Source organism: Acinetobacter soli (genome assembly GCF_018139125.1).
In the GTDB taxonomy this organism is placed as follows: Bacteria; Pseudomonadota; Gammaproteobacteria; order Pseudomonadales; family Moraxellaceae; genus Acinetobacter; species Acinetobacter soli.
This window is the reverse complement of the sequence record NZ_CP073241.1, coordinates 2,847,331-2,872,534: the sequence shown is the minus strand read 5'-3', so window position 1 is coordinate 2,872,534 and position 25,204 is coordinate 2,847,331. Positions and strand designations below refer to the sequence as shown.

Genomic DNA, 25,204 nt, shown 5'->3' with positions numbered 1-25,204 from the left:
AGATCGCAATGAGCGAAAAATAGCAGCTATTATATGCTGAACGCGGCAAAAAAATAAGGCGTGATTGAGTTTAATCGGTTTTTATGACTGATAAATGTCGTCAAAATTGTTTCCTGATATAAAAAATGCATGACGCTAGATCATGCATTTTTTGCTGATATCCCGACTCAAAGATGCATACTTTTAAATAAATTTATTTAATAAAATTATTCACCAACAAATTTTTAACGTCATCTACTCGGCCCGACATCAAGGCCTTGATTGCATAAAGTGAAGTAGACGACACCTGATTCAGATTCGGATCTGGCGGCATTACCAGTTCCATCGGATTGGTATGCACATCGAGTAATGCTGGGCCATCATGCTTTAAAAATTGTTCGACTGCTTGCTCCAAGCCAGCACCGTGCGTTACGGTCTGCCCATGCAGCCCAATCACATTGGCCAGCTTGCCAAAATCAGGATTAACCAAGTCCGTATAGTGGTCAAGCATTCCTTCCACTTTTTGTTCAAGCTCCACAAAATTCAGTGAACTGTTGTTAAACACCACAATCTTGATCGGTAGTTTTTCCTGAATGGTGGTGAGTAAATCACCGAGCAACATGGCCAAGCCCCCATCTCCACAAAGTGCAATAATCTGACGCTTCGGAAAGGCTTTTTGTGCGCCAAGTGCCTGTGGCATGGCATTGGCCATCGTGCCGTGCAATAAACTGGTAAAGGTTCGGCGTTTACCGTTTACATCAATATGTCTAAGCACCCACACCATCGGTGAGCCACCATCGCCAAAGAAAATTGCATCCTGATCGGCGTAACGGTTCAGCAAAGACACCAAATACTGCGGATGAATCAGCCCGTCTTTTCCAACGCGTTCCTCTTTATGGCGTGTTTCATCACTCTGATGTTTCAGTTCAAGACAATGATCCAAAAATGCGCGTTCTTGACGTGTTTCAAGCAGTGGCAATAAGGCATTGAGCGTCGAGGAAATTTTACCTACCGCACCGAGTGTAATGGGATGGCGTCGCCCTAAATGTGTCGGATCAATATCGATCTGCAAGATTTTGGCATGACTTGGATAATACTGTGCCCATGCAAAATCGGCCCCCAGCAAAATCAGTAAATCGCAATCCATGAGGGTGTGATAGCCCGCTTTATTGCCAAAAATACCCGTCATGCCCATGTTGTACGGATTGTCATATTCAACAAAATCCTTGGCACGTGAAGTATGGGCAACAGGTGCTTTTAACTTCTCTGCAAAAGCCACGAGCTGATCATGTGCATCTTCACATCCTGCACCAGCATAAATACCAATTTTTTGATGCTGTGAAATCAGATCAACGATCTGCTTAAGCTCGGATTGACTTGGCAATATGTCTGGATGTGTTTGGCGTGGCACGAAAGGTAAACCTGCTTCAGCCGATGCTTCACTGATGTTGGCTGGCACAATGACCACGGCGACACCACGCTTGGTCAGGGCAGCCTGACATGCCATACTCATGATATGTCTGGCCTGAGAAGGCTGCGTGATTTCTTCACAAAAAACCGAATTTTTCGCATAAACCGATTTAAAATCGACATATTGCGGGAAGTCGATAAATCCTGCCATTTCGGTCGAAATCTGACTGGCAATCAAAATAACGGGCGCACGATTTCGGTGCGACTCATACAAGCCATTAATAAAGTGCAGACTGCCCGGCCCGCAAGAACCAGCACATGCCGTTAAGTGACCACTGAGTAATGCATCTGTACCTGCTGCAAAGCCACCTACTTCTTCATGGCGCACATGAATCCATTCAATTTTACTCTTCGACATAGAGTCAGTGACATGGTTTAAGGTATCTCCCACGATACCGTAGCAACGTTGAACACCTGCTTGCTCCAGCACCTCAATGATAATATCAGATACTTTTTGAGTACTCATTATTTCACTTCTCCAGCTTTTTTATCATGAATTGAATAACTTGTATTTTTATAGTGTTCTTGCCACGCTCAGACTGCCAGTAAGTTTTTGTGGCGTTCTCTCAACATCGTGTAAAGTCATAAAGATGCTGGGCAAACATCCAGCTCAAAATTATTATGCTTAAACCTGCTGAACTTTCCATAAAAACGTCTAAATCACGCATAAAGAATATGCTAAAAAAATGGATCATTCTTTGATCACTTCAATAAAAACAATGACACATCGCTACCAAGACGAAACACTGGCTATTCATGCCGGTTACCAGCCCGACCCCACCACCAAAGCCGTGGCCGTTCCGATTTATCAAACCACGTCTTATGCCTTCGACAATACCCAGCACGGTGCAGACCTCTTCGATTTAAAAGTACAAGGCAATATTTACACGCGAATTATGAACCCTACTACAGCCGTGCTGGAGCAACGCCTTACCGCACTCGAAGGGGGAATTGGTGCCTTGGCACTGGCATCAGGTATGGCCGCCATTAGCTATGCCATTCAAACCATCACCGAAGCCGGCGACAATATTGCGTCTGTGTCTACACTGTATGGTGGCACTTATAATTTATTTGCGCACACCCTCCCCAAGCAGGGTATTGAGGTACGCTTTTTTGATTACCAGCAACCAGAGCAGTTGCGCAGTTTAATTGACGAGAAAACCAAACTGGTTTTTGTAGAATCGATAGGCAATCCTTTGGGTAATATTATCGACTTAGAAGCAATTGCCCTGATTGCCCACGAATACGGCGTACCCGTGGTGGTCGACAATACCGTGGCCACTCCCGTGCTGCAAAAATCGTTTGAATTTGGTGCCGATATTATCGTGCATTCATTGACCAAATATATTGGCGGTCACGGCAATAGCATTGGCGGCGTGATTATCGACAGCGGCAAATTTCCTTGGGCGAAATATCCTGAGCGCTTTAAGGTGTTAAATTCGCCAGATCCGAGCTATCACGGCGTTAATTATGTTGAGGCTTTGGGAGAAGCCGCATATATTGCCCGTGCGCGCGTGGTGCCACTTCGTAATACAGGCGCAGCGATTAGCCCTTTGAGTGTTTTTCTGATTTTACAGGGCCTTGAAACACTCTCTTTACGCATGCAAAAACATACCGAAAATGCGCTTCAAGTTGCGAAATATTTAACACAGCATCCGAAAGTCAAATGGGTGAATTACGCGGGTTTAGAGCAACATTCGCAGCATGCGCTGGCTCAGAAATATGTGAAGGGTACGCCTTCAGGCATATTATCCTTTGGTGTTGAGCATGGTCGTGAAGGCGGAACGCGCTTTATCGATGCACTGCAACTCTTTACCCGCCTCGTCAATATCGGAGATGCAAAAAGTCTGGCGTGTCATCCTGCTACCACCACACACCGTCAGTTAAATTCAGATGAGCTCAAGGCTGCAGGTGTTTCAGAAGATATGGTTCGACTCTCGGTTGGAATTGAGCATATTGACGATTTACTTGCCGATCTGGAACAGGCATTGGCTCGGGTGTAAATGATCTTTTATAAAAAGCGCCTCTCAATAGAGGCTTTTTTTTGTTGTACTGCTTCAATATTTTGTGCTAAAAGTAAACTTATCCGCTAGATTCAATTAGAGCAATTACTCTAAAAACTTTTGTAATTTCATGGACTTATTACTAGATTTTTTCTTTAAATCAATTTAGATTAATTTCATCGACGAGTCTCATTTCACCCTATTGAAGAACCTAATCGACTAAAATAACTATAGCCATTGCTTTGTGACATAAATCAGGGAAAAACGCGTGAATAAAAAACTTGAAGCTCTTTTTCAACAGAACGTAAAAGGTAAAGTTGCCTTAATTACAGGTGCCTCTAGCGGTATTGGTCTGACAATTGCCAAACGGATTGCTGCTGCGGGAGCACATGTTTTACTGGTGGCCAGAACTCAAGAAACGCTTGAAGAAGTAAAAGCTGAAATTGAGCAAAAAGGTGGGCATGCCTCTATTTTTCCGTGTGACCTGACCGACATGAATGCCATTGATGAACTTTCTAAACAGGTTATGGCACATGTCGATCACGTCGATTACCTGATTAACAATGCGGGGCGTTCAATCCGCCGTGCTGTTCATGAATCGTATGACCGTTTTCACGATTTTGAACGAACCATGCAGCTCAACTACTTTGGTGCAGTGCGCTTGGTCTTGAATCTCTTGCCTCATATGATCAAACGTAAAAATGGTCAGATCATTAATATCAGTTCGATTGGTGTTTTGGCCAATGCCACACGTTTTTCTGCCTATGTGGCGTCTAAAGCTGCCCTAGATGCATTTAGTCGTTGCCTGTCTGCCGAAGTCCTCAAGCATAAAATTTCAATCACCTCTATTTACATGCCTTTGGTTCGTACGCCAATGATCGCGCCGACCAAAATTTATAAGTACGTTCCGACACTTTCACCAGACGAAGCGGCCGATCTGATTGTCTACGCGATTGTGAAACGACCAAAACGTATTGCGACCCATCTTGGACGTTTGGCCTCAATTACCTATGCGATTGCACCGGATATCAATAATATTCTGATGTCGATTGGTTTTAATCTGTTCCCAAGCTCGACAGCCGCTATTGGTGAACAGGAAAAATTGAATTTGCTCCAGCGTGCCTACGCCCGTTTATTCCCGGGTGAACACTGGTAAGTTTGTATAAAAAAAGCCTCTCTATGTGAGAGGCTTTTTTTATATTTGAAATATCAAGTCGGGATTAGAGAAAGTTGACTTTGCCTGTTTTCACATCATAAATGGCGCCTACAATATCAATCTGTTGATGCTCAAGCATCTCTCGAAGTACGGCACTGTGCTTGATAATGTACTGAATATTGTAATGCACGTTCATGGCAGTCACCTGATCAATAAATGCGGGCGTGAGACTACGAGGCTGCATGATGTCATAGACATTATCCACCGAGTGCATCAGTGGCCCCAGTACATATTGAATATGCGGCATTTCCTTAATATCTGCCACACTTTGTTTCTGCAAGCTCAGCTGGCAGGCACTGGTCACTGCCCCACAGTCGGTATGACCCAACACCACAATCACTTTTGCACCTTTGGCCTGACAGGCAAATTCAAGTGAGCCGAGCACCTTCTGACCGGCCACATTTCCTGCAATGCGTAAACTGAACAAATCACCGATGCCGACATCAAACAGCATTTCTGTCGGTGCACGCGAATCCATACACCCCAGTACTGCTGCAATCGGATGCTGGCCTTCATCTGCCGTAACGCGAATCTGGCGATAGATATCACGCTGCAAACGATCATTTTTAACAAAGCGCTGATTGCCCTCTTTGAGTAATTTCAGCACATCCGATGGCTTAAGTTTGGACTGCAAATCACGCGTGCTGATGTCGATATCCAGTACAGCATCATCGAGTTCTTGATAATGTTGTTTAAAACCGATCAGCTTTAAATCAATCTGGCGTTTTATTGCTGTTTCGTTTTGGTATTCCTGAATCACTTGATAAATATCAGGATCGATACTGTCCGACTGTGTGGCATCAATCACCAGTTTTTCATGCTTATGTACCCGTTCAAGCGCAGAAATAAGCGATGCCCGATTTAAAAAAGTCACCTGAGAAGGCAGTTCGATTCGGGTAATCACACCGTGCAAATGCTTTTCACGATATACACGCACGCCTTTATGCAGATTCCCATACAAGATAAACACAATACTGCTGGCCAAACCAATTAAAATCCCGACAAGCAAATCGGTCAGTAAAATCGCCACCAAGGTAATCATAAATGGAATAAACTGCGTCCAGCCTTGCTGATAAAGCTTTTTAAACAGACTTGGATGGGTGAGTTTAAAGCCCGTTAAAATCAAGATTGCGGCCAGCGCAGACAATGGAATCATGTTCATGAGGGGCACAAAAAATAGCACCGCGAGTAACAATAATATTCCATGAATAATGGTGGAGCATTTACTGCGTGCGCCAGTATTGGCGTTAACTGAGCTACGCACAATCACTGAGGTAATTGGCATTCCACCAATCAAACCCGAAATAATATTGCCTGTGCCCTGCGCCCAGAGCTCACGGTTCGGTGGTGAGGCACGCTTATGTGGATCAAGTTTATCGGCGGCTTCCAAATTTAACAACGTTTCAAGCGAGGCCACCACTGCCAAAGTGATCGCACCGGTATAAATTAGTGGGTTGGTGAGTGCACTCCAGTCGGGAAAAATAAAAGCACTTTCTGTCGCATTGAGCAGATTAGGCAACTGAATCAGATTTTCAGTCTGAATGGCCCATGGTGACTGTAAGTAGGTCAAGACGTAGTTCAGCACTGCTGCAACCAAAACTGCAATCAATGCCGAAGGTAAAACCAGTTTTTTTAAAGAGGTTTTATCCCAGACTAAAATGACCACAACACTAAGCAACCCAATGGCCATGGCACCGGCATCTAGCTGAATATTGGGATTGATACCCTGATCGCTCCAGAGTTCGCGCCAAGAGAAATTTCCAAGCCCAAGCAGATACGGAATCTGCGTTGCAATCAAGATCACACCGATCGCGGCCAAAAGCCCTAAAATCACATTGTTGGGAATATAATTTGCAAAGAAACCCAGCTTAAACAGACCGAACAAAATCTGTAAGCCACCCGCAAAGATAATACACAATAAAAAGGCGGCATAATTGCCGCCTAACTGTTCTAACTGTACCAAAATCACTGCCGTCAGGCCCGCGGCAGGTCCGGCCACACTAAGGTGCGAACCGCTTAAGAAACCCACCACAATGCCACCAACAATGCCTGCCAGAATTCCGGATAAAATCGGGGCACCAGAGGCCAGTGCAATGCCCAGACACAAGGGCAATGCCACCAGAAAGACCACCAGTCCCGAAAGCGCATCTTTAATATGTAACCTGTTTTTGACTTCAAATAGCGTCATAAAAATAACCATTTTTTAAAATAATTTAAGCGCAACTTCGAGTTTCTCTAGATGAAACATCGACTCATTTTCCTCATGAGCGCCTTGATATTGTCTGACAATCTTAGTGACTTAAAGTTGAGTTCTGCTGTTGGGTTGTTATTGTTGAGGCATATTTCGCTACTTTTTTGTTGATCTTCAGATTCACCTCATGTTGCGCTCTGGTTTTATTATTGAAATGACAATACCTAAAGCAAAAACAATAGGCGTAAAAAAACCTCCCATTCAGGAGGTTTTTTTATTTCAGTTTTACTTACAAACTTTTTACTTAGAACCTTTGATGCCGGCTTGGAGCAACAAAGCACCTAGGCCGCCAATTTTTTGTTCTTGAGGCTTTTCTTGCTTAGCACGCTGTGGCTTTTTGCTCGAATCGCCTTGACGTGCAGCCTGCTGTGGACGCTTATGCTGTGGCTTACGCTCAGGACGTGGCTCATTATTTTCGCGACGTGGTGCACGCGCAGCTTTCGCCGGTGCTTCTGAACCTTCAGGACGCATACTTAAATTGACACGCTTACGCTCAACATCGACCTGAATCACTCGAACTTGTACGATCTGACCCGGCTTCACCACTTTGTGCGGATCCGAGACAAACTCATTCGCCAGTTCAGAAATATGCACCAGACCATCCTGATGGACGCCGACATCTACAAATGCACCGAAGTTGGTGACATTGGTCACTACGCCTTCAAGCTGCATGCCTTCAGTGAGCTGTGCCACTTCGGTCACGTCATCACGGAATTTGGCTGTGCGGAATTCTGGACGTGGATCGCGGCCCGGTTTTTCAAGCTCTGTTAATACATCCTGAACGGTTGGTAAACCAAAGGTGTCATCGACAAACTCATCTGCTTTGATCTGGCGAATAATTTCCGAATTACCGATCAGGTCTTTTACAGTCGTGGCTTTGGCTTGTACCATTTTTTCCACCAAACCGTAGCTTTCCGGATGGACAGCAGAAGCATCAAGTGGTTCAGAACCATTCAAGACACGCAAGAAACCTGCTGCCTGTTCAAAGGTGCGCTCACCCAAACGTGGTACATTTTTCAACGACTGGCGATTGTCAAAACGGCCATGCTCTTTACGATATTCCACAATTTGCTGAGCAATCGCTTTGTTTAAACCGGCGATGTAACCCAAAATGGCAGACGATGCGGTATTCACATCGACACCCACGGCGTTTACGCAGTCTTCAACCACCGCATCGAGCGTTTTTGCCAGACCCGTCTGATTGACATCATGCTGATACTGACCCACACCAATCGATTTCGGATCGATTTTTACCAGCTCCGCCAATGGATCTTGTAAACGACGGGCAATAGATACGGCACCACGAATCGATACATCCAGTTCAGGCAATTCTGCTGCTGCCAGCTCGCTTGCCGAGTAAACCGATGCCCCTGCTTCACTGACTGTTACACGTGTCAGTTTAAGATCGGTATTGGCAGCCATCATTTCAGCAACAACGGCTTCAGTTTCACGGCTTGCTGTACCGTTGCCAATTGCAATCAGATCCACATTGTATTCACGGCACAGGCGTGCAAGCTCGGCAATCGAGCCTTCTTTGTCTTCTTTAGGTGCAAATGGGTAAATGGTACTGTGCGCCAATACATCGCCCGCTTCGCTGACCACAGCCAGCTTCACACCAGTACGAATACCAGGGTCGACACCTAAAGTGGTGCGACTGCCCGCTGGTGCAGACAATAACAAGTGACGCAAGTTTTCTGCAAATACCTGCATGGCTTCAGCTTCGGCTGCAAGGCGTTTTTCGGTCAGCAAAGAATGCTCGATTTGCGGACGAATTTTACCTAACCAGAACAGTTTTGCCGTTTGCTTTAAAAAATCTTGACGGGCTTGTGGCTGTACTTGATCCAGATTGTATTCGGTTTCAATGCGTGCCAAAGGTGCATCATCTTGTCCGTCTACTTTAAGGCCCAACACATTTTCTTGACGGCCGCGTAGCATGGCAAGTAAACGGTGTGAAGGAAGTTTGTTTAAGTTTTCAGAAAACTCAAAGTAATCACGGAATTTTTTACCAACTTCTTTTTTCTCATCAGAAGCCACCGTACTTTTGAGGCTGGCCGTCTTGGCGAACAGGCTTTTAAGCTCTGTGGTCAAGGCAATGTTTTGCGCCCAGTCATCAATAATAATATGTTGCACGGCATCTAGCTGGCTCTCGGCATCTGGATAATCGGCATGCTCAAATCCAGCCAGCGCCTCTGTCGGTTCAATTTGCTCGGCAACAATGCGCTCTGCTACTGGCCCAAGACCGGCTTCACGTGCCTTGAATGATTTACTGGTGCGCTTTGGACGATATGGCGCGTAAATTTCTTCAAGTGCATTTTTGGTTTCGGCAGCGTTAACACGTGCCAATAAATCATCGGAAAGTTTGTTCTGTTCTTTTAGCGACTCAATGACTTTTTCACGACGTTCATATAAATCACGCAGATAAGACAAGCGTGTGTCGAGTTGGCGTAGTTGCGTATCGTCTAAGCCTTGCGTGACCTCTTTACGGTAACGGGCAATAAAAGGAACACTGGCACCTTCATCAATTAAACGGATGGCAGCTTCTACTTGGTTTGGACGTACGGCAAGCTCGCTTGCCAACTGCTGAACTAAGTCAGTCATCGTGTTCGATTCCACAAGGATTAAGTTTAAAAGCACTGATTATAAAGACCGAGACTATAAAATCCACACTTGTTTTACTTATTCAAAACGTTTTTTTGAATCATGCGCTGGGTTTTGACAAAAAATCGAATCAATTACAGTACATTTATTCTATTTAATAGGTCTGATCGGTCACTCAAACAGATGTGATATTTTGCACATTTAATACGTCATTTATGGGCTGCTGTTTTATTTTAAGGAATTTGGCATCGAACGTACAAATTTCATCAACTTGTCACTTGTAAAAACAGTCACTTAGAGGCATAAATACAAAGAATGGTGAACAGGGATTAATCTGGAATATTCATGAAAGATATACAGTGCATCAAATGCTTTTAAGATGTTGTTTTTTGGTTTCAAATTTCGCCGAAAATTGTAATTTTGAGCAATTTGATACATAGTCTAAACAAGAATATCGGCATTATACTGCATTGATCCAATAATCTATAAATTATGACTTAAATAAAGGGAGTACATCATGAGTTTAGTTGTACCTGCTGAACATACTGAAACTGTACATAACGACACCGATCGCGTCGAACGGATTCTTGTCGTCGATGACGATGTACGTTTGCGCACCCTTTTGCAACGCTTCTTGGAAGACAAAGGTTTTGTTGTTAAAACGGCCCACGATGCAACTCAAATGGATCGTTTGCTTCAGCGCGAATTATTTTCTTTAATTGTTTTAGATTTTATGCTTCCAATGGAAGACGGTTTGAGTATCTGTCGTCGTTTACGTCAGTCTAATATCGACACCCCGATCATCATGCTGACTGCACGCGGCAGCGACTCTGACCGAATTGCAGGGTTAGAAGCCGGTGCCGATGACTATTTGCCAAAACCGTTTAATCCAAACGAGCTACTGGCACGTATCCGTGCGGTACTGCGTCGTCAGGTTCGTGAAGTGCCGGGCGCTCCAAGTCAGCAAGTTGAAGTGGTGAGCTTTGGCCCATGGTCACTCGATCTTTCTACACGCACCCTGACTCGTGAAGGCCAAGTGGTGACACTCACCACAGGCGAATTTGCAGTCTTGAAAGCCTTGGTGCAACACCCACGTGAACCTTTGACCCGTGACAAACTGATGAATTTGGCGCGTGGTCGTGAATGGGGTGCAATGGAACGTTCAATCGATGTACAGGTTTCGCGTTTGCGCCGCCTCATCGAAGATAACCCAGCACGCGCACGTTATATCCAAACCGTGTGGGGCGTGGGCTATGTATTTGTTCCAGATGGTGCAGAATAAGGCATAATTTAGACTTAGGATGATTGAGTGAAGCTCGACCCCATCGACCCGCAAGCGTATACCGATTACGTTGCGTATTCCGAACGTAAACGAACCCGATGGGAACGCTTTCTCGACAAAATTAAACCGCGTTCAGCTGCAATGCGCACCACGGTGCTGGTGCTGTTCGTGGTGGTGTTTAGTCTGATGATGTCGCTGTGGTTTTTTTGGCGCACCTTATATTTGCCTGAAATCCAGCAACATGCGCGCTATCTGGCTGTCGAGCTGGAACTGGTCAATAACCCCGACATTCGTATTTTTCATCGTGATGTTGAGGTTGATGTCGATACATGGCTCAAAAATAGAGTCGGAATCGAGTACGTTACAGACCCCAAAGAATATCCCAATGTCCGCGACAAAGTGATTGCGGATTTCTTTACCAATCATGTTGAAGATAAACTGGCCAATGAGCTAAAAGTCGATAATGTCATTGTGTATTTCCAGTTTAAGCCAAGCCCACGTATCTGGATTCAAACGCCAGAAATGCACGGCAATTGGGTTCGTGAACCCTTAAAAACCTATGCCAACTATAGCCCTGAGCTGGTGTTTGGCTGGCTACTTGGCGTTCCGCTTCTGTCTGCCATTATTATTTTGACTTTGGTGCGTCAGCTTAACCGCCCACTGCGCCGCTTACAAAATGCAGCCAATGCCTATAGTAAAACCGGTAAGGCGCCTTATTTGGGCACCAACCACGGCCCATTAGAAATTCGTCAGGTGAATCAAGCGTTTAATCATATGATCTATACACTTGAGCAAACCGAACGTGATCGGCAAATCATGCTGGCGGGTATTTCCCACGATTTACGTACGCCGCTCACTCGAATTCGTTTAACTGCCGAAATGCTACCCGATGAGTTTTTACGAGAAGGGCTGGTCTATGACGTCGATGATATGGACGCCATTTTAAATCAGTTTATTTCGTATATGCGCGATGGCTCCGACGAAGAACTACGCGACACCAATATTAATATTTTGCTGCAAGAATTAGTGGTTCAATTTAAACCACTCGAAATTCACTTCGAAGCACAAGATGTTCCGATTATTCCTGCACGTAGCTTGTCGCTAAAACGCCTGATTGCCAATCTGATTAACAATGCCAAACGCTATGGTGCAGAGCCAATCGAGCTGACCGCACAGGTCGAAGGCGATCATATTCTGATTATTGTCGCCGACCACGGCGAAGGCATTCCAGAAGATCAGATCGAAGAACTGATGCAACCCTTTGTCCGCGGTAATTCAGCGCGAACAATTCAGGGCAGCGGCTTGGGGCTGGCAATTGTCAAACGGATTGTCGATATCCACCAAGGTGAGCTACTGATTCATAATCGTCCTGAAGGTGGGCTCGAAGCACGTATTTTATTGCCTCTTCCAAAGCATTTAACCCCTGAGCCATTACCGGCCAATCCGATTGAAAAAATTAAGCAAAGTTTCTCAGATCGATTTTAAGCCGAACATATTTTCAGCAGGCCTGTTTGAGTCGCTACTTATTTCTCAGTGCTATTTTTTAAGTAAATAAATGAGTTAGGCGTACATCACAAAACGTGATTATTGTATTTTTTTCAAAAATTAGACCTTAGCCTAACACGGCGTCAAAAGTAAACGAACAACGGTACAATCTGGCATGTGAACTAAAACAGATTGAGAGTAAACCCATGTCTTTAGATCGTATCCGATTGGCCTCATTACACAACAAAGTGATTAGCGCAGATGATGCTGCAGCATATATCCAAGACGGCATGACTGTGGGTATGAGCGGATTTACTCGTGCGGGAGAAGCGAAAGCGGTCCCACAAGCTTTAGTTGAACGTGCAAAACAAAACCCGTTAAAAATTACATTAATTACGGGCGCGAGTTTAGGGAATGACCTCGATAAACAGTTAACCGAAGCGGGTGTATTGGCGCGTCGCCTACCCTTCCAAGTCGACAATACCTTACGTCGTGCCATTAATAATGGCGAAGTAATGTTTATTGATCAGCACTTGTCTGAAACAGTTGAACAAATGCGTAATTTACAGCTCAAACGCCCAGACGTAGCTGTAATTGAAGCCATTGCGATTACTGAAGATGGCGGCATTATTCCTACCACTTCTGTTGGAAACTCTGCAAGCTTTGCCATCTTTGCTGAAAAAGTGATTGTTGAAATCAATACCTCTTTAAGCGAAGCGTTCGAAGGCTTACACGATATTTATATTCCGTCATACCGTCCAACACGTCAGCCAATTTCACTGACCAAAGTAGACGAGCGAATTGGTACCAGCGCCATTCAGATCGATCCTGCAAAAATTGTCGGGATTGTATTTAACGACACTGCGGATTCGCCATCGACTGTGACACTTCCAGATGATGAAACCCAAGGCATTGCCAACCACCTGATCGCTTTCTTTGAAAAAGAAGTGGCTGAAGGTCGTTTACCGCAAAATCTCGGCCCTCTTCAAGCAGGGATTGGTTCAATTGCCAACGCCGTACTGACTGGCCTGAAAGACTCAAACTTTGAAGATTTGGTCATGTATTCTGAAGTACTTCAAGACTGTACCTTTGAATTGATCGATGCTGGAAAAATGAAGTTTGCATCGGGCAGCTCGATTACCCTGTCGGCGAAATGCGGTGAAAAAGTGTTTGGCAACATTGAAGCCTACAAAGACAAGTTGGTACTTCGTCCGCAAGAAATCTCAAACCACCCTGAGTTGGTACGTCGTTTAGGGATTATCGGCATCAATACTGCACTTGAGTTCGACATTTACGGTAACGTCAATTCAACGCACGTGTGTGGAACCAAAATGATGAACGGCATTGGCGGTTCGGGCGATTTTGCACGAAATGCACACTTGGCTATCTTTGTCACCAAGTCGATTGCAAAAGGTGGTGACATCTCGTCGATCGTCCCAATGGTGTCGCATGTCGATCATTCTGAGCATGATGTTGATATCTTGGTGACCGAGCAAGGTCTGGCCGATTTACGTGGTCTGGCACCGCGCGAGCGCGCTGTGGCGATTATTAAAAACTGTGTTCACCCACTGTATCAAGATGCGCTTAATGACTACTTCAACCGTGCATGTGCCAAAGGCGGACATACGCCACACCTGCTACGCGAAGCATTGTCTTGGCATGTAAATTTTGAAGAAAATGGACACATGCTGGCCATCGAGCCTGAAGCCAAATCTGCTTAAGCCTTCCTTTTTTCACCCAAAGCACTCTGATCACAGGGTGCTTTTTTTATACAAAAAAAAGGCTTATCAAGTGATTTCTTTTCTTTTATCTTAAGGCTTAAACATCACCACAAGAAGAACAACCCATGTTTATGATTCGCCAGTTTAGCCATACCGATATCGAAGATATTGTCAGTTTATGGGAACTTTGCGGGCTGAGCCGTCCGTGGAACAATGCTGAAATTGATATTTTCCGTAAAACTGAACAAAACGATGGGCTATTTTTAGTGGCTCTTCGCGACGAGCAACTGGTAGCGACCGTCATGGGCGGTTACGATGGACACCGCGGCTGGATCAGCTATCTGGCCGTCCATCCGCAGTATCAGCGTCAGGGCGTTGCCACTGCACTGGTTCAGCAACTAGAAAAGCGTCTGATCGCGCGTGGCTGCCCCAAGGTCCAGTTGCTGTTACGCAAGGACAATCTGGATGTACAAGGCTTTTACGATGAATTGGGCTACGAAGAAGTCGATGCCATTTGTTTAGGTAAACGACTGATCTCGGATTAGAGTATCGAACTAACATGCTCTTGGTGGGTTATTAGCGTACCTGTACACCCACACGTAGCAGCACTGGAAAGCGCACCTCAACGATCTGATTCAGATCGGCGCAAGCTGCATTTAGCTCCTGTAATGGATCTGTACCTTTTTGCAAAATATAATGCTGAACAGCAGACCATGTGCCTAAATACTGTATTAATTGCTTAAAACTCCAACGCAGGCGAATGTCAAAGTTCGGCATCTGGATTTCCTGAAATGGAAATGGAATGGTACGGTAATGCTGATCGATATAACGCCGCTCTGGGTCCCAATGCCCTCTCAAGGTGTGATGATACAACTGCTGAATCTGCATATGAAACAAGGGATCATCCACCTCAATCAGTCCATATCCAATAATGGCAAAAATGCCACGGGGTTTCAGGGTACGCTTTACCTCGGCATAAAAGGCCTCAAAGTCAAACCAGTGTACGGCTTGCGCCACAGTAATCAAATCAAAGCAATGGTCGGGAAAGGTGGTTTTTTCGGCAGGTTGAACCTGATAACTGATGTTGTCGTAATATTCGGCATGATCGAGCTGGCTTTGACTGATGTCTGTGCCGACCACCTGCTCAAAATAAGGTGCCAGCATATGCGTGAGCTGGCCCGAACCTGCACCACAGTCCCATGCCAGATCACGCGTATGCACGTAACTCAAGAGATGCTGGAGCATGGCTTGCGGATATATCGGTCGAGCTTGCTGGTAACGCCGACTGTCCAGTGAAAATAAATCCTTCACGCCTGATTGTCCTTATATTTTATTCTTCCTGTATAGCGCTACTATAAGTGAAAATTTTTACAGGCAAGCTAAAATTGTCAGACAAAAAAAAGCCCCTGATTGAATCAGAGGCTTTTTTGAATATGGTGGCGTGAGGCAGGATCGAACTGCCGACACACGGATTTTCAATCCGTTGCTCTACCGACTGAGCTATCGCGCCGATGGGATGTATTAAGCCGTATCTGTCGGCATTAGTCAACAAAAAATCGTGATTTTTTAACTAACTGCGTAAAATTTCGCCCAAAAAAAATCCCTGATGGGATCAGGGATTAGAAACTTTCAAATATATGGTGGCGTGAGGCAGGATCGAACTGCCGACACACGGATTTTCAATCCGTTGCTCTACCGACTGAGCTATCGCGCCGATGGGGCGTATTAAACAGGTTTCGTCATCAAAGGTCAAGTCAGTTACGCGTTTTTTTATTTAAGCGGCTATTTTTAAACCAAACCACTCAATAAATAGCTCCGATCAAGTCGATAGTTTGCCAATATGCGCCAAACAGCGGTGAATGGCCCCACAGCCCGGCTCAAAACTGTTTACACCTTTTTCTTCTTCAAGGCGGCATGCCTCGCTGACCAAGCGCTCGGCGACACCTCGGCCACGATTGGCTGGATGCACGACCACATATTCAAGAATCTTGCTTTCTCCTTGTCCTGTACACCAGATTGCACCTATAATCTTGCTGTTAAATTCGGCTGTATAAACCGTGGTATACTGAGCCAGATTTTGCTCTAATTGTTCAACTGCATCTTGCCCGTCACCAAATTCAGGACTTGTATCGTACAGTCGCTCAAGCTGGGTGCGCATTTCTTCGTTTTCGAGTGAAGTATAAGCATGTACGGTTATAGGCATTGATTAACCCTCCTGAGCAAGCGATGGTGCTGTCACTTTTTTTGTCACAGCGAATTGATCTTTATATTCATCATTTTTGACGTTTTTTGAGGAACGTGTCCATGACAGAACGTATCAGTGAAGTGGTAAGAAATACCAATGAGACCAAGATTCGAGTTCGTTTGAACCTCGACGGATCGGGTCAGGGTACACTGAACACTGGAGTTCCATTTTTAGACCATATGATTGATCAAATCAAGCGACATGGACTATTTGATATTGATATTCACTGTGATGGCGATCTGGAGATCGATGACCATCATACTGTCGAAGACTGTGGTATCACCTTAGGCCAAGCCTTTGCACAGGCTTTGGGAGATAAAAAAGGTTTACGTCGCTACGGTCATTTTTATGCACCGCTCGATGAAGCCTTATCGCGTGTGGTGGTCGATCTGTCTGGCCGTCCGGGTCTGTTCATGGATATTCCGTTTACGCGCGCTCGCATTGGCAGCTTTGATGTGGATCTGTTTTCCGAATTTTTCCAAGGCTTTGTCAATCATGCCCTGATGACACTTCATATCGACAATCTCAAAGGTAAAAACAGCCACCACCAAATCGAAAGCGTATTTAAGGCCTTTGCCCGTGCCCTGCGTATGGCCTGTGAAATCGATCCGCGTGCGGCAGGTACCATTGCATCGACTAAAGGGAGCCTGTAATGACCCGTGTAGCCCTTCTCGATTATGGTATGGGAAATTTACACTCTGCGGCAAAAGCGCTTGAGCATGTGGGGGCTACGGTCGATGTGACCAATGACCCGAAACTGATTGCCAAAGCCGATAAAATTGTCTTTCCGGGTGTTGGTGCAATGCGTGATTGTATGCAAGGTATGCGTGATGCCGGTATTGACGAAGTCGTGCGTCATGCTGCATTTAATAAACCGGTACTGGCGATTTGTGTGGGCATGCAAGCTTTGCTTGAGCGTTCGGAAGAAAATGGCGGAGCGGATGCGCTGGGTATCTTTGAAGGTGTAGTGAAGCACTTCCCCGATATCGATGGCCTTAAAGTACCGCATATGGGCTGGAATCAGGTCCATCAGGGCGATCCGAGCCATCCAATGTGGAACAACATTGAGCAAGATGCCCGTTTTTATTTTGTGCATAGTTACTACGTTGAGCCAAAGCAGCACGACGTGATTGCAGCAACCTGTGACTATGGTCTGCAATTTTGTACGGCAATACACAAAGACAACCTGTTTGCCACGCAGTTCCACCCAGAAAAAAGTCATACCGCAGGCTTGCAACTGCTCAAAAACTTTGTGGAATGGAACATCTAAACCTTTTTTAGTCACTTCGCCTAAGATCGGGCGAAGTGGCAGCAATAACATTTTTGAATGGTATGTTTGACTATATTTTTACTGATTAAATCATTTCCATAACAATAGCATTGATGAAAAGGCCTATAAAAATGACGATACCTGATAATACTCCGCCTGCCCTACCTGGCAGCATTGATCGCCCTTTAAACTCCCGAGGCCGTATGGGCCGTTTGTCCTTTGCAGCATGGAGCCTGCTCTCTACCATTTTGGTAGTGGTTGCCGTTCTGGTTATTAGTCTGATTTTTACAAGTTTTCCTTCTGAATCAACGGCCGTGCAATTGATCAGCACGTTATTGCTGATTGCCTGCTATGTGGTGTTTTTATTTTATAGCTTTATTTTTATGATCCGCCGACTGCACGACCGTAACCACAGTGGCTGGTTGTCTCTGTTGTTTATTGTGCCGCTGATTAATGCAATTTTGGTGCTGTATTTACTGTTTGCCAAAGGCGATGCAGGCGCCAACCGATTTGGTCTGCCACGTGGCACACCGGGTTGGGAAAAAGTATTGGGCTGGATGTATCTGGTGCTGTTGCCGATTCTGTTTGTTGTTGGCTTTAGTACCAGCATGTTTAGCTCGTATCAAGAATATACCGAGCGCGCGACGGTGTTTCAGCCAGATACATTGCCAATCCAGCATTCAACACATTCGACACGTTTAAGCAGCTGATTTCGCGAAAAACCGATACTTATGGGCTTAGCGATTTGCAATTAGTTTGTTAAGATGGATCAAATTTTAGTTACATGATGATGCAAGGAACGAAAACATGCTGATCATCCCTGCAATTGACCTGAAAGATGGTAAATGTGTTCGCTTAAAACAAGGCCGTATGGAAGATGATACCGTTTTCTCTGACGATCCGGTGGCAACGGCACAGCACTGGGTCAATGAAGGCGCACGTCGCTTACATTTGGTCGATTTAAACGGCGCTTTCGCAGGTACGCCAATTCATAAGCCTGTCGTTGAAGCGATTGCCAAAGCTCAGCCTGAACTGCCAATTCAAATTGGTGGTGGTATTCGTTCACTTGAAACCATTGAGCATTATCTCGATGCTGGCGTTTCCTTTGTGATTATTGGAACCAAAGCTGTGCAAGAGCCTGAGTTTGTTGAGCAGGCTTGCAAACAGTTTGCCGGTCATATCATTGTGGGCATCGATGCCAAAGATGGCATGGTGGCAACCGATGGCTGGGCCAATGTGACCAACGTGAAGGCCACCGATTTAGCCAAACGCTTTGCAGATGCAGGCGTATCAAGCATTGTCTATACCGATATTGCGCGTGACGGCATGATGCAAGGCGTTAACGTAGAACAGACCGTTCATTTGGCGCAGTATTCTGGCCTACCTGTGATTGCCTCAGGCGGTGTGACCAATCTGGACGACGTGCGTTTGCTCAAAGGCCAGCCGGGAATTTTAGGTGCCATTACTGGTCGTGCCATTTATGAAGGCAGTTTAAGTCTGCGTGAAGCACAGCTATTGCTGGATCAAAACGTACTGAACTAAAAATATTAGTACAAAAAAAGATGCCCCTTGAGGCATCTTTTTTTTTGCTTTTACTGTGTACTTATCCATTGGTCCACGGCTGCGCCGGTGAGCCGATCCATGCCGATTGTGCCGGAATTTTTTCGCCTTTCATGACCAAGGTCAGTGGCCCAAGTAAGCTTTGATCGCCCACCTCAGCATTGTACAGCACGATACTGCGACAATGTACGGTCACATGTTGCCCAATTTCCACACGACCGATTTTCATGATGCGATCTTCAAACAAATGTGTTTGCGGCCCACTAAAGCTATTGAGTTCGCTGTAATCTCCAATCGAGACACAGTCAAATTCGGTGATATCTGCGGTGTCCATATACACCTGCTTACCCACTTTAACGCCCAATAAGCGCATCAAGGCTGGCAGTAACGGCGTACCGCGCACATAGTTGAGGCAGTTTGGTATCGCGATCGATTCGTACAGGCTGGTAATGCCCTCACTTACCCATACAAACATGGTCCACATCGGGGCTGAACGCGGCGTATAACGACCAATCAATGCCCATTTCAGCAATACAATCACCAAGAAGCTGGCAATGCCGTACACCACACCAGACACCGCTAGAGTCAGTAACCCGATTGCCCAGCCCTGATGTATTACGTGATCAATCACAGACAATACAATCATGTAACCCATGCCAATGGAGAAGGCCAGCGGCAATACAATGCGTAGCCCTTCAATTATACCGCGCATGAAGCGACGACCAAGGCTTGGACGGAAAGTAAGATGCTCTGGAAATTCACCAACCGATTCGCGCGCAGGCAAGCGTAGTGCAGGCGAACCAAACCAGGTTTCACCACTTTTTAAAACATCGTGCTCTGGAATTTTCGACTGCACGCCAATCAGTACACCATCTGGCAAGCTTGTGCCGTCGGCAATGTAAGCGCTGTTGCCCACAAAACTACGGCAACCAATCACGGTCGGCTGCAATACCATCCAGCCGCGGCTAATTTCTTCATCACCAAGCATGACTGCATCGGCAATAAAGCTCTCGTCACCCAATGACAATAGTTCGGGCACCACACCGGTTGCAGTCGAGACTTCGCTGTCACGTCCGACCTTGGCACCCATAAGGCGAAACCAAGCAGGCGCATAAATCGTGGCAAAGAGGCCGTGAAGGGTTTGCAAACTGGTTTCAAAAATCTGGGTAGCAAACCATTTACGATAATAAGTACCACTGTGTAACGAATAGGTACCTGCTTTTAAATTCGGCAAGATCACTTTTCGTAGCAGTGCAGCAAAGAGTGCGGTAAACACCACCATGACCGCACTGGCCGGAATGGCAAACAGGAAGTAACGGAACGCGGTAGACACACTGTTGGATGCCTGCAAAATACCGTGAAAGTAGTTCACATCAAACCAATCGACCAAAATAAAACTTGGGAAAATCGGAATGAAGAACAAGCAGCTAATAAACACCACGCTCAAGGCGTAATAACCCAGCTCTACTACTTTACGCCCTGCCGATGCTTGGGCACGTGAAGGCAAATGCGCAACATCTAACTGCTTGCTATAGCGTGCTGGTGCACCATCCCACACTTCAAAAGCGGGCACGGTTTTACCGTTACTTAAGGCAGAGAGCGCATTTAAATGGGCGTACTCTTGCAGTTCGGTATTTTCTTCAAGCACACTGTACGAACCGACATAGCTTTCTTTTTGCAGGCGGATCTTGCCGAGTACCAACTGCCCTTGCTCAATTTTGGCATTTTCCAGATTGACCTGCGAACCCACACTGACCCCATCTTCAATGGTTAACAGATTAGGCATACGGATATGCACCGATCCGATATGAACGTTTTGTCCAATCTTGGCACCCAAAGCTTTCAGATACAGATTATTGAGTGTTGAACCTGCCAGCAAATAATGCGGCGCAATGCCTTTTAAACGATCTGCCAACCACCAGCGGAAATACGTTTTGCCCCAGAGTGGATACTGGCCCGGACGAATGCCTTTTAACAGTAAACGATTGCCCACAATTGAAATGGCAAAACTGAGGATCAGGCTAAGCACATATACACCGAGCGAAATTCCCATGGCGCGAAGCACGCTGTCACCCGGACTTCCCGTAAAGTAATGGTAGCTAAAAAATGGCGCCAGCCATTGCAAAATGGTCAAGCCAATCAAGACTGGAATCACCATCATTTGTGCCACACCACAGCGGATACGTTTGGCATTATCGATATGATAGGCTTTGACTTCACGCATTTGCTGCTGCTTGGCCTGTTGCAGCATAAACTGACTGATCGCCCCGACTTTACGAAGCTGGTAAATATTTTGAATGGTCATTTGCGCATATTGCGGATATTCACGCAAATGCGAGGTTAAAACGGCAGCCAGTAGTGAGTGCCCACCTAAATCATCAAAAAAATCTGCCGAAAGCTGAATGGCCTGATTCGGAAAAATTTTCGCCAGACAATCAAATAAAATCTGTTCGGCTTCGTTTTGTGGCTCGTCAGATACCGCGCTATCGATGTGCTGACTTAACTCCAGTTTGCGCAGCGCGTTACGATCAATTTTACCAGAAAGTAGGCGTGGTACCTGATCGACCAGTTCAAAGCGGTTCGGCACCATGTAGGCCGGTAAGCGTGCTTTTAAATAAGCACGAATGTCCTTCACCTGAATGCGGTCTTTTTGTTCCTGATCGAGAACAATAAAAGCCACCAACTGGTCCATATCGTCGTCACGGCGCAACACCACGGCCGCGGTCCCAATGCCGTTTAAATCACACAGGCTGGCTTCAATTTCACCCAGTTCGACACGAAAGCCACGAATTTTGACCTGATCATCGGCACGGCCAAGGCATTGAATCTGTCCGTTTTCATCCAAACGCGCCAAATCACCGGTACGGTAAAGTTTAAGTTCGTGCTCGTTGTTGGCCCACGTGTTTTGAATAAATTTTTCTGCCGTAAGTTCCGGTCGCCCGAGATATTCACGTCCGACACTTGGCCCAAAAACACACAATTCGCCCACTTCGCCCTGTGGCACCAGCTCAAGCTGGTCATTGAGTACCAACATCCCGTAGTTCGGTAATGGCACCCCAATGGTCACCGGTTCGTTGGCATAGACCCGTGCCAGACTTGAAGTAACCGTGGTTTCTGTTGGTCCGTAGGTATTAAAAATCTGGTGATGCGGTAAATCCCAACGTGCAACCAGTGCTTCGGGGCACATTTCACCGCCTAAATTGATAATCCGAAGGTTGGGTACATCTTCTGGAAATAAAGCCAGTAAGGTTGGAACTGCATGCAGCACCGTGATGTTGTGCTGCTGTAGCGCTTTACATAAACGCTCTGGGTCGGTTACCAGATCTTTGGGTGCAATCCAGATGCTGGCCCCCACCAGATATGAAATCCAGACCTCTTCAAAAGACATATCAAAGGCAACTGAAAAGCCTTGATAGACTTTATCGTCATGCCGAACTCCCAGCACTGAGTTTTCAGAACGTAAGAAATGACAAATATTGGATTGTTCAATCACAATCCCTTTGGGTTTTCCGGTCGAACCCGAAGTATAAATAATATAGGCCGGATCGGAGCGCGCCGCACGCTGCATCACAGGCGGCAAATTCGTTGGCTGGTTCAGCTCGGCCACAGGCCACACGGTCTGAGCCAGTTGGGTCAATTGCGCTGCCCAGTCTGTGCTGGTCACAATTCCCTTGGCTTGTGCATCGTCTAGACAGACCTGAATGCGCTCGACAGGCACATCCATATCGAAGGGTAGCCATGCCGCGCCTGCCTTACAAATCCCGGCTTGTGCGATTAACAGATCGGCACCGCGCGGTAGCCACAACCCCACAATATCACCAGCCCGAATACCGCGTGCGATCAGTTGCTGCGCAATCTGATCGGCTTGTGCGGCAAGCTCTGCGTAGCTGATCTGACGATCTTGATCGATTAAGGCAATATGCGTCGGGTACTGTGCTGCCGTGGTGTCTAAAATATCTGAGAGAACCTCAGCCTGGATAAAGTCGGGTCGCTGTTCGCCACGAATGACTGAAGGAATATGAATTATTGCGTTCATAGGATATCCAAATGTTCGCCATCGATTGTATTTATCGTTCATTTTGCGGAACAAAATTGAGGATAAACCCCGTGGTCGATCTGCTGCGGTTAATATCAGCGCATCACCACAAACAATTACCCAAGAGTTTTATTTATTCTTTAGGCAGATTGTTCAGGTTTTATACTAGGCAGGATTGCTTAATTCAGAATTAAAAAAATCACCTGTTTTTTTAATCTGATTTTAAGCTTTCATATTCGATCATGAATAAGTAAATGTATTTTATTCAATTTCAAAAAGATCAAAAATAATCATGGAGAACGCTTTACAAAATCTGTGTAATTATTTACGCGTGTCAAACGTGTAGTGTTCAGTGGTTGCTTTTTTTTGCATCGGCTAACAATTGATCTAGATTGATCACCTGATCGGCCAGTGCTATGCAATCTTGAGCATGCGTCACCATAACAATACTAGGTACCTGTTTTAGAATAAAAAATATAACGTGTGCTGCTGTTTCAGCATCTAGGGCGGATGTCGGTTCATCGAGCAACAATACTTGAGGTTTTGCCAACAATGCCCGCAACAAACTGATGCGCTGTTTTTCTCCACCTGAAAGATTTTTAGTTATATCCTCTAAAGGAGTATCTAAGTCGATATTATTTTTTTCTAAAATCTTGTCGAGTTTGAAGTCTTTTAACCATTGTAATAATTCATGATCAGAATAAACATAATGACAATCATAAATTAAATTATCTCGCAAACTTCCTGAAAAAATAACTGCATTTTGCCCAACAAAAGCCACCTCATTAAATATGTCTAAAGCAAAATCTTGAGAAATATCTAAATCTTTATAATACAACCGACCCGACTCAAGCTTGGAGAGGCCAATTAAATAATGCAGCAGCGAGGTTTTACCGCGCCCTGTTTGTCCGATAATGACATAATGTTTGTGCGTATGAATCTCCAGATTAAAATCTGATATTTTCTGTTTGCCCAGCATCAACGTGGCATTGTAAAAACGATACAGCACCGGAGCAGCATGATTTCCAATGCGCTGGTGCTGATAATTTTCATGTGGTAGATCAAAATACTGTCGATAAATTTTTAATGCCACGACATTGCCATTCACACGCATCAGGCTTTGAGAAATCATCAAAAAGGGCATGGTTAGCTGAATAATATAAGTACTGACTAAAACAAAATCCCCCGAAGTGATTTGTTGAGTTTGAGAAATATAGGCGGTATAGAGCATAAATCCGAATAGGAACACAAATACAAAAAACACCTGTAGCATCATTAAAATGCCAATATGCAGATTGGTTCCTTTAATTACCTTACGGTACTGCGCTAAAGTATGTGCAAGACGTTTTTGCTCGAAAGCCTGTGCATGTTTAATTTTAATTTCATAGCTTTGCGAGACTTTTTCCAGTATCGCCTGATTAATCTTGTTTCGCTGTGCATACATGCGGTCAAAAATATGACTGCTTTTGCGACTTAACCCAAAAGAGGTGACAAACGCGACCAAAACAGCCAGTACAAAAAATAAGCTAAAGGTAGCATTAATGGTTTTAAACAGCACCACAAAAATAAAAGAGAGCTGCAATACAATTGGCCCGAGCAAGATAAAAATCGAAAAGGTCATTTCACTGATCGCACTGCCACCACGCTGTAAATCCGTGATGAAAGATGCCACTTCAATCTCATCTTGCTGAGATTTTGGTAATGTTAAAAAATTTTCAACTCCCTTGGCCATTAAGGAGGTTTCAAAATTCACCGACATCACCATGCTGTACAGATTTTTACCCCAACTGAGTAATTGAGACATAAGCCATGCCATGGCATAAGCAATGATCAACAAATACAGCAGTTTAATTTCAAATAGAGAACGAATCTGCAAGCTTCGATTTTGCTCAACCTGATCAATCAGTAATTTCATTAAATAAGGAAATAGCGTTTCAAAGAAAGCCACCAGCAAGACCAATACGAACATGCCGATAAAATCCCACTTTAAGCGCGGGTGCTGCTGTACACTGATTTTGCAGGCAAAAATATAATTTGCAATCGGTTCGAAATTACGAAGAAATTTCATCATGCTATTATTTTAATTTA

At 45.2% G+C, this 25,204-nt stretch carries 17 protein-coding genes and 2 tRNA genes; 10 read left to right on the top strand and 9 right to left on the bottom strand.

The genetic code is table 11. The features are described from left to right. Positions 1–193: 193 nt before the first annotated feature. Positions 194–1,915 (bottom strand): thiamine pyrophosphate-dependent enzyme, encoded by a 1,722-nt coding sequence (locus KCV09_RS13185; RefSeq protein WP_212515253.1) that lies wholly within the window; start codon positions 1,913–1,915, stop codon positions 194–196. A 253-nt stretch (positions 1,916–2,168) separates the two neighbouring features. Between KCV09_RS13185 and KCV09_RS13180 the strand changes: the two genes are divergently transcribed. Further along, on the top strand, positions 2,169–3,452 hold the full coding sequence (locus tag KCV09_RS13180; RefSeq protein ID WP_004944931.1) for an O-acetylhomoserine aminocarboxypropyltransferase/cysteine synthase family protein: 1,284 nt from the start codon (positions 2,169–2,171) through the stop codon (positions 3,450–3,452). A gap of 268 nt (positions 3,453–3,720) precedes the next feature. After that, the gene (locus KCV09_RS13175; protein ID WP_004934161.1) at positions 3,721–4,608 is read left to right on the top strand and encodes an SDR family NAD(P)-dependent oxidoreductase; all 888 of its coding nucleotides are present in this window, start codon (positions 3,721–3,723) and stop codon (positions 4,606–4,608) included. Between the two features lie 64 nt (positions 4,609–4,672). Here the strand turns inward: KCV09_RS13175 and KCV09_RS13170 are convergent, their stop codons facing one another. Both KCV09_RS13170 and KCV09_RS13165 read right to left on the bottom strand, forming a co-directional pair. Next, positions 4,673–6,856, bottom strand: coding sequence for a bifunctional SulP family inorganic anion transporter/carbonic anhydrase (locus tag KCV09_RS13170; RefSeq protein ID WP_212515252.1), 2,184 nt, complete (start codon positions 6,854–6,856; stop codon positions 4,673–4,675). Between the two features lie 303 nt (positions 6,857–7,159). Further along, on the bottom strand, positions 7,160–9,517 hold the full coding sequence (locus KCV09_RS13165) for a Tex family protein (RefSeq protein ID WP_076033139.1): 2,358 nt from the start codon (positions 9,515–9,517) through the stop codon (positions 7,160–7,162). A 517-nt stretch (positions 9,518–10,034) separates the two neighbouring features. On the opposite strand from KCV09_RS13165, the gene ompR reads away from it, so the two are divergent. From ompR to KCV09_RS13145, 4 genes are all read left to right on the top strand, one after another. Beyond that, the gene (gene ompR, locus KCV09_RS13160; protein WP_004934149.1) at positions 10,035–10,799 is read left to right on the top strand and encodes an osmolarity response regulator transcription factor OmpR; all 765 of its coding nucleotides are present in this window, start codon (positions 10,035–10,037) and stop codon (positions 10,797–10,799) included. Positions 10,800–10,826: 27 nt separating this feature from the next. Continuing rightward, entirely contained in the window at positions 10,827–12,284 is a 1,458-nt protein-coding gene (locus KCV09_RS13155) for an ATP-binding protein (protein WP_004934146.1), read from the top strand. 206 nt (positions 12,285–12,490) lie between these two features. Beyond that, positions 12,491–14,005 (top strand): acetyl-CoA hydrolase/transferase family protein, encoded by a 1,515-nt coding sequence (locus KCV09_RS13150; RefSeq protein ID WP_004934143.1) that lies wholly within the window; start codon positions 12,491–12,493, stop codon positions 14,003–14,005. Between the two features lie 125 nt (positions 14,006–14,130). Continuing rightward, positions 14,131–14,550 carry a GNAT family acetyltransferase gene (locus tag KCV09_RS13145; protein WP_004934141.1) on the top strand — a complete coding sequence of 140 codons (420 nt, stop codon included), beginning with the start codon at positions 14,131–14,133 and terminating at the stop codon, positions 14,548–14,550. Positions 14,551–14,581: 31 nt separating this feature from the next. Here the strand turns inward: KCV09_RS13145 and KCV09_RS13140 are convergent, their stop codons facing one another. The 4 genes from KCV09_RS13140 to KCV09_RS13125 all read right to left on the bottom strand — a co-directional run bounded on the left by KCV09_RS13140 (position 14,582) and on the right by KCV09_RS13125 (position 16,208). Beyond that, entirely contained in the window at positions 14,582–15,316 is a 735-nt protein-coding gene (locus tag KCV09_RS13140; protein WP_004934138.1) for a class I SAM-dependent methyltransferase, read from the bottom strand. A 123-nt stretch (positions 15,317–15,439) separates the two neighbouring features. Then, positions 15,440–15,515, bottom strand: a tRNA-Phe gene (locus KCV09_RS13135). 128 nt (positions 15,516–15,643) lie between these two features. Further along, positions 15,644–15,719: transfer RNA gene (locus KCV09_RS13130), tRNA-Phe, on the bottom strand. 105 nt (positions 15,720–15,824) lie between these two features. Continuing rightward, positions 15,825–16,208 carry a GNAT family N-acetyltransferase gene (locus tag KCV09_RS13125; protein ID WP_004934135.1) on the bottom strand — a complete coding sequence of 128 codons (384 nt, stop codon included), beginning with the start codon at positions 16,206–16,208 and terminating at the stop codon, positions 15,825–15,827. Between the two features lie 101 nt (positions 16,209–16,309). On the opposite strand from KCV09_RS13125, the gene hisB reads away from it, so the two are divergent. From hisB to hisA, 4 genes are all read left to right on the top strand, one after another. Beyond that, on the top strand, positions 16,310–16,903 hold the full coding sequence (gene hisB / locus KCV09_RS13120) for an imidazoleglycerol-phosphate dehydratase HisB (RefSeq protein WP_004934134.1): 594 nt from the start codon (positions 16,310–16,312) through the stop codon (positions 16,901–16,903). Next, positions 16,903–17,520 (top strand): imidazole glycerol phosphate synthase subunit HisH, encoded by a 618-nt coding sequence (hisH, locus tag KCV09_RS13115; RefSeq protein ID WP_004934131.1) that lies wholly within the window; start codon positions 16,903–16,905, stop codon positions 17,518–17,520. The genes hisB and hisH overlap by 1 nt, the downstream gene beginning before the upstream one ends. 131 nt (positions 17,521–17,651) lie before the next feature. Continuing rightward, entirely contained in the window at positions 17,652–18,230 is a 579-nt protein-coding gene (locus tag KCV09_RS13110; protein WP_151978066.1) for a DUF805 domain-containing protein, read from the top strand. A 97-nt stretch (positions 18,231–18,327) separates the two neighbouring features. Continuing rightward, on the top strand, positions 18,328–19,062 hold the full coding sequence (gene hisA / locus KCV09_RS13105) for a 1-(5-phosphoribosyl)-5-[(5-phosphoribosylamino)methylideneamino]imidazole-4-carboxamide isomerase (protein WP_004934127.1): 735 nt from the start codon (positions 18,328–18,330) through the stop codon (positions 19,060–19,062). Between the two features lie 61 nt (positions 19,063–19,123). Here the strand turns inward: hisA and KCV09_RS13100 are convergent, their stop codons facing one another. Together KCV09_RS13100 and KCV09_RS13095 are read right to left on the bottom strand one after the other, a co-directional pair. Then, positions 19,124–23,116, bottom strand: coding sequence for a Pls/PosA family non-ribosomal peptide synthetase (locus KCV09_RS13100; RefSeq protein WP_212515251.1), 3,993 nt, complete (start codon positions 23,114–23,116; stop codon positions 19,124–19,126). A 349-nt stretch (positions 23,117–23,465) separates the two neighbouring features. Next, positions 23,466–25,187, bottom strand: a complete 1,722-nt coding sequence (locus KCV09_RS13095; protein WP_212515250.1) for an ATP-binding cassette domain-containing protein — start codon at positions 25,185–25,187, stop codon at positions 23,466–23,468. Between the last annotated feature and the right edge of the window lie 17 nt (positions 25,188–25,204).

What these genes read in the sequence shown, in the direction of transcription:
- ompR (WP_004934149.1), top strand. Translation starts at nt 10,035, where the DNA reads ATGAGTTTAGTTGTACCTGCTGAACATACTGAAACTGTACATAACGAC.
- hisA (WP_004934127.1), top strand. Translation starts at nt 18,328, where the DNA reads ATGCTGATCATCCCTGCAATTGACCTGAAAGATGGTAAATGTGTTCGC.
- KCV09_RS13180 (WP_004944931.1), top strand. Translation starts at nt 2,169, where the DNA reads ATGACACATCGCTACCAAGACGAAACACTGGCTATTCATGCCGGTTAC.
- hisB (WP_004934134.1), top strand. Translation starts at nt 16,310, where the DNA reads ATGACAGAACGTATCAGTGAAGTGGTAAGAAATACCAATGAGACCAAG.
- KCV09_RS13145 (WP_004934141.1), top strand. Translation starts at nt 14,131, where the DNA reads ATGTTTATGATTCGCCAGTTTAGCCATACCGATATCGAAGATATTGTC.
- KCV09_RS13100 (WP_212515251.1), bottom strand. Translation starts at nt 23,116, where the DNA reads ATGAACGCAATAATTCATATTCCTTCAGTCATTCGTGGCGAACAGCGA.
- KCV09_RS13170 (WP_212515252.1), bottom strand. Translation starts at nt 6,856, where the DNA reads ATGACGCTATTTGAAGTCAAAAACAGGTTACATATTAAAGATGCGCTT.
- KCV09_RS13165 (WP_076033139.1), bottom strand. Translation starts at nt 9,517, where the DNA reads ATGACTGACTTAGTTCAGCAGTTGGCAAGCGAGCTTGCCGTACGTCCA.
- KCV09_RS13150 (WP_004934143.1), top strand. Translation starts at nt 12,491, where the DNA reads ATGTCTTTAGATCGTATCCGATTGGCCTCATTACACAACAAAGTGATT.
- hisH (WP_004934131.1), top strand. Translation starts at nt 16,903, where the DNA reads ATGACCCGTGTAGCCCTTCTCGATTATGGTATGGGAAATTTACACTCT.
- KCV09_RS13125 (WP_004934135.1), bottom strand. Translation starts at nt 16,208, where the DNA reads ATGCCTATAACCGTACATGCTTATACTTCACTCGAAAACGAAGAAATG.
- KCV09_RS13095 (WP_212515250.1), bottom strand. Translation starts at nt 25,187, where the DNA reads ATGATGAAATTTCTTCGTAATTTCGAACCGATTGCAAATTATATTTTT.
- KCV09_RS13185 (WP_212515253.1), bottom strand. Translation starts at nt 1,915, where the DNA reads ATGAGTACTCAAAAAGTATCTGATATTATCATTGAGGTGCTGGAGCAA.
- KCV09_RS13110 (WP_151978066.1), top strand. Translation starts at nt 17,652, where the DNA reads ATGACGATACCTGATAATACTCCGCCTGCCCTACCTGGCAGCATTGAT.